7 protein-coding genes and 1 rRNA gene are annotated in these 4899 nt (G+C 33.8%); all 8 read left to right on the forward strand.

All coding sequences use genetic code 11. The features are described from left to right. Window positions 1-55 precede the first annotated feature (55 nt). Window positions 56-169, forward strand: a 5S ribosomal RNA gene (gene rrf / locus ACZQCL_RS06420). 93 nt (window positions 170-262) lie between these two features. Beyond that, window positions 263-1195, forward strand: a complete 933-nt coding sequence (locus ACZQCL_RS06425; RefSeq protein ID WP_333881513.1) for a glycosyltransferase family 2 protein — start codon at window positions 263-265, stop codon at window positions 1193-1195. Next, window positions 1180-1683, forward strand: a complete 504-nt coding sequence (locus ACZQCL_RS06430; protein ID WP_227994019.1) for a GNAT family N-acetyltransferase — start codon at window positions 1180-1182, stop codon at window positions 1681-1683. The genes ACZQCL_RS06425 and ACZQCL_RS06430 overlap by 16 nt, the downstream gene beginning before the upstream one ends. Window positions 1684-1717: 34 nt before the next feature. After that, window positions 1718-3136 carry a signal recognition particle protein gene (gene ffh, locus ACZQCL_RS06435; protein ID WP_118116177.1) on the forward strand — a complete coding sequence of 473 codons (1419 nt, stop codon included), beginning with the start codon at window positions 1718-1720 and terminating at the stop codon, window positions 3134-3136. 96 nt (window positions 3137-3232) lie between these two features. After that, window positions 3233-3502 (forward strand): 30S ribosomal protein S16, encoded by a 270-nt coding sequence (gene rpsP / locus ACZQCL_RS06440; protein ID WP_117571593.1) that lies wholly within the window; start codon window positions 3233-3235, stop codon window positions 3500-3502. Next, entirely contained in the window at window positions 3502-3750 is a 249-nt protein-coding gene (locus ACZQCL_RS06445) for a KH domain-containing protein (RefSeq protein ID WP_117995726.1), read from the forward strand. The genes rpsP and ACZQCL_RS06445 overlap by 1 nt, the downstream gene beginning before the upstream one ends. Before the next feature lie 38 nt (window positions 3751-3788). Next, a complete protein-coding gene (gene rimM / locus ACZQCL_RS06450) occupies window positions 3789-4277 on the forward strand; it encodes a ribosome maturation factor RimM (RefSeq protein WP_295569579.1) in 489 nt (162 codons plus the stop codon). Then, window positions 4274-4899 (forward strand): tRNA (guanosine(37)-N1)-methyltransferase TrmD (gene trmD / locus ACZQCL_RS06455; protein ID WP_482482325.1); only part of this gene is annotated, 626 nt, incomplete at its 3' end. The genes rimM and trmD, both read left to right, overlap by 4 nt.

Consider the following 4899-nt stretch of genomic DNA (forward strand, 5'->3'; position numbering starts at 1 on the left):
TGGAATTTCTTCAGAATAGTTGTTCGGTTTTGAGGGATCGAAAGAGAACTCAAGATCCGGTGGCGATAGCAAAGTGGACACACCTGAACTCATCCCGAACTTAGAAGTTAAGCACTTTCACGGCGACAATAGTTGGGCTTGCCCCTGCGAAGATAGCTAGCTGCCGGGTCCTTTTTTTTTAGATTTTTATTGATTCTTATATATAAATTTGATATTTTCTTTACTAAGGGATATTGTGTTTTGGCATTTAAGGAGGCCGTTCATGTATAAAGTGAGTATATTGATTCCAGTATACAATGTGGAAAAATATTTATCGAAATGTCTGGAATCTATTCTTTTACAGACATACAAAAATATAGAAATCATTATTATTAATGATGGAACTACAGATTCATCATTGGATATTGCCGAATTATATGCTTCTAAATATGATTTTATTCATGTTTATAGCTATGAAAATGCTGGTATTTCTAAAACTCGAAATCGTGCATTAGAAAAGGCAACTGGGGATTATTATTTGTTTGTTGATAGTGATGATTATTTAAATCCGCATATGATTGAAAAAATGATAAATGAAGCTATTAGAACGCATAGTGAAATTGTTACTTGTGGATACCGTATTGAGTATAAAGGATTATCAATTCCAGTGAGTCCTATGCGTAAAAAAACCATGGATTCTTTAACTGCATTAAGAGCATTGAGTCAAAATAAAGGTATTAATAATTATCCTTGGGGAAAACTATATGCGGCTTCTTGTTTTAAAGATGTTAAATTTCCAGATGAGAAAAAGGGATTCGAAGATACGTACACAGTTTTTAAAGCAATCTATAACGCAAATCGCGTTTCAATAATACCTAACTGTTATTATCATTACGTTAAACGTCCAGGATCTTTAACAGATCACATGGATCTTGTACAGGCGTATGAAATGCGTGCAGCCTATGAATATCAGGAGCTTTGTTTACATCAATGGTTTCCTAAAGAAAATTTTTATTACGATATTAACTTTTATAATAGTGATATGGTAATTCTATATACTTTGATTTTTTTCTATTCTAGAAAAGATCAACCTGTCTATGTACCGGCTGTAATTGATTGGTCAAAAATTAACATATTCTATCGTATTGGATATGTTGTATGGCGGTTAATCGCATGTGTAAAGTTTGGATGGTCTTTAAAATGGCAAGAGAATTAATTCGTAAGGCAACTCTAGAAGATATGCCTGTTTTATTAGAAATCTATGAACGTGCTAGAAAATTCATGGTTTCTACAGGAAATACAAATCAATGGACAAATGGATATCCATCAAGACAAATATTGACTGAGGATATTGAAAATAATGAAATGTACGTTTTAGAAGATGAAGATGGCATTCAGGCAAGTTTTGTGTTTTATTGTGGTATTGATCCTTGTTACAATAAAATATATGATGGCCAATGGCTAAATGATGAACCGTATGGTGTTATTCATCGTATCGCAACACGAGGTTTAAAAAAGCATATGGCTGACATCATTTTAGAATATTGTGAATCTAAGATTGATAATATTCGTATGGACACACATATGGACAACAAGCCTATGCAAAATTTCATGTTGAAGCATGGATTTAAACATGTGGGTACAATTTATTTAAAAAATGGACAAAGTCGACTGGCCTTCCATTGTAATTTAAATAAAAATTAGGTAAACTTATAACAGTTTGGGGAGATTATAATTTATGGCATTTGAATCATTAAGTGAACGTTTAAATAAAGCATTTAAAAATATTTCAGGACAGGGAAAACTGACTGAGAAAAATATGAATGACATGTTAAAAGAAGTGCGCATGTCATTATTAGAGGCAGATGTTAATTACGATGTAGTAAAGAGCTTTGTCGAAAATGTAAAAGAAAAAGCACTAGGACAAGAAGTATTAGATTCTTTAAATCCTAGTCAAATGGTTGTTAAAATCGTACATGATGAATTGCAAGTATTATTAGGTGAAGAAGATGCTCGTATTCACTTTAAAAAGCAAGGTATGACTACGGTTATGATGGTTGGTTTACAGGGTACTGGTAAAACAACAGCAAGTGCAAAGATTGCGAATTACTGCAAGAACAAATTAGCTCGTCGTGTTTTATTAGTCGCATGTGACGTTGTGCGTCCTGCAGCTATTGAACAGTTACAGACATTAGGAAAAAGCATTGATGTAGAAGTGTTTACTTGTGGACCAGAAACATCTGCGGTTGAAACAGCAAGACAGGCATTGGCCTATGCGAAAGATCGTCAAAAAGATTTAGTGATCTTCGATACGGCTGGTCGTTTACACATTGATGAAGCATTAATGCAGGAACTTCAACAAATGAAGGATCTTGTTGTTCCTGATGAAATTTTATTAACTGTAGATGCGATGACAGGTCAAGATATTGTGACTGTCGCAAAAGAATTTAATGAACAATTATCTGTAACAGGATTGATCGTTACAAAAATGGATGGCGATGCACGTGGTGGTGGATTGTTGTCAGTTCGTTCTATCACAAATGTACCTGTATTATTTGTGTCAAATGGTGAAAAAGTAGATGACTTAGAAGAGTTCCACCCAGATCGTATGGCAGATCGTATCTTGGGAATGGGAGATATCGTCACTTTAGTTGAGCAGGCTCAAGATAAATTAGATATTGAAGTTCAGAAAAAAACGGCTGAACGTATGAAACAGGGTGTTTTTACATTCAATGATTTATTAGCACAATTAGGCCAGGTTTCTAAAATGGGGTCTATGCAGAAAATGATGAATATGATTCCTGGTATTAATAAGGTAGCTAAAAATTTAGATGATGAAAAAATGAATTCACAGATGAAAAAGAGTGAAGCCATTATTTTATCGATGACAGAATATGAACGTGAAAATCCATCATGTTTAAAAGCATCAAGAAAGAATCGTATTGCCAAGGGTGCAGGAGTTAAAGTTATGGATGTCAATCGTTTGATTAATCAATTAGAACAGATGCAGATGATGACAAAGATGATGAGTGGTAAAGCAAAACTTCCTGATATGTCTGCTCTACAGAATATGCAGCGTGGAGGCGGAATGCCTGGAATGTCAAAGCATTCTGGTAGTAAAAAACAGAAACCAAAAAAGAAAAAGAAGAAAAAATAAAAAAATTAAGGTGTAAAGTAAAAATACTTGACACCTCTTTTTATTCATGTTATTCTTTATGAGCTTTAATAAATTAGAAAAGGTAGGAATTTAAATATGGTTAAATTACGTTTAAAAAGAATGGGTAAAAAGGGAGCTCCTTTCTACCGTATAGTAGCTGCTGATTCACGTAGTCCTCGTGATGGTCGTTTTATCGAACAAATCGGTACTTACAACCCAACTAAAGCTGAAGAAAAAGTAACTTTAGACAAAGAATTAGCAAAGAAATGGTTAAGCAATGGTGCACAACCAACTGACACAGTTCGTTCAATTTTATCACACGAAGGTGTTTTAAAAGAAATGCACGAAGCTAAAAGTTCAAAATAATGATTGATTTAGAAAAAACATTATTAGACATTTGTTTACCACTTGTAGATGATCAAAAAGCATTATCTGTAAAAACAATGGCAACTACAAATGATAATGAAATTTTATTGTATGTATATGCCAACAGCGAAGATGTTGCACGTTTAATTGGCCGTAAGGGTATTATGGCTAGCAGTATTCGTCAAATGATGTCTATTGCGGCACGTGATGTACACAAAAGAATTTCAGTAAAATTTGAAGCGTATTAGGATGTGATTTCACATCCTGATTTTTTTAGGAGGAACATATGATAAAAGTAGCTCAAATCATTAATACTCATGGACTTAAAGGTGAATGTAAATTATATCTTGTGACAGATGATCCGCAGCATCGTTTTGAAAAAGGTAGAGTCTTACATTTAGAAGATGGTCGTACTTTAACCGTTGTGCGTTATCGCGAACAAAAGGGCTTTGGATATTGTTATTTTGAAGGGGTAGATTCAATTGAAAAAGCAGAACAATTAAAGACAAAGGATTTATTTATTGCGCAAGAGGATTTGCCTGAACTTGAAGAAGGTCAATACTATTATCATGAATTGATGCATTGTACGGTTTATAATGAGAAAAAAGAAAATCTTGGAGAAGTTGTGGATATTTTAGAAACAGGAGCCAATCTAGTACTTCGTGTAAAATCAAAAGGAAATAGTTTCTTATTGCCTTTTGTACCTGCATTTATTGTTGATGTGAACAAAGAAGCTCATGAAATCACAATTCGTGAAATGGAAGGCTTACGATGAAAATATCTGTATTAACATTATTTCCAGAATACTTTGAACCTTTAATGACTACAAGTATTTTAAAGCGTGCCAAAGAAAAAGATTTATTTGAATTTGAAACGATTGATTTTCGAAAGTTTACAAAAGAAAAACATGGACATGTTGATGATACGCCATATGGTGGTGGCGCGGGAATGGTTTTGATGTGCCAGCCTATATTAGATGCATTAGAATCCATTCGTACAGAAAATAGCACGGTGATCTTATTGACACCTCAAGGTAAGACATTTAATCAATCCATCGCAAAGGAATTATCTTTGAAAGAACATTTAATTTTTATTTGTGGCCACTATGAAGGATTTGATGAGCGAATTCGAGATTATGTAGATATTCAAATGTCTTTGGGTGACTTTGTGTTAACTGGTGGTGAAAGTGCATGTATGGTCATGTGCGATTGCATATTACGTATTTTACCGGGTGTTATTCGCCAAGATTCCAGTGATGATGATTCTTTCTCAAACGGACTTTTAGAATATCCTCAATATACTAGGCCAGAAATCTATGATGGAAAAAGAGTTCCAGATGTATTATTGAGTGGTCATCATGCGAACATCAAGAAGTATAGACATGAAGAGTCTTTAAA

Source organism: Holdemanella sp. (genome assembly GCF_056804935.1).

Coding starts and splice junctions, on each gene's coding strand:
- ACZQCL_RS06425 (WP_333881513.1), top strand. CDS start 263: ATGTATAAAGTGAGTATATTGATTCCAGTATACAATGTGGAAAAATAT.
- ACZQCL_RS06430 (WP_227994019.1), top strand. CDS start 1,180: ATGGCAAGAGAATTAATTCGTAAGGCAACTCTAGAAGATATGCCTGTT.
- ffh (WP_118116177.1), top strand. CDS start 1,718: ATGGCATTTGAATCATTAAGTGAACGTTTAAATAAAGCATTTAAAAAT.
- rpsP (WP_117571593.1), top strand. CDS start 3,233: ATGGTTAAATTACGTTTAAAAAGAATGGGTAAAAAGGGAGCTCCTTTC.
- ACZQCL_RS06445 (WP_117995726.1), top strand. CDS start 3,502: ATGATTGATTTAGAAAAAACATTATTAGACATTTGTTTACCACTTGTA.
- rimM (WP_295569579.1), top strand. CDS start 3,789: ATGATAAAAGTAGCTCAAATCATTAATACTCATGGACTTAAAGGTGAA.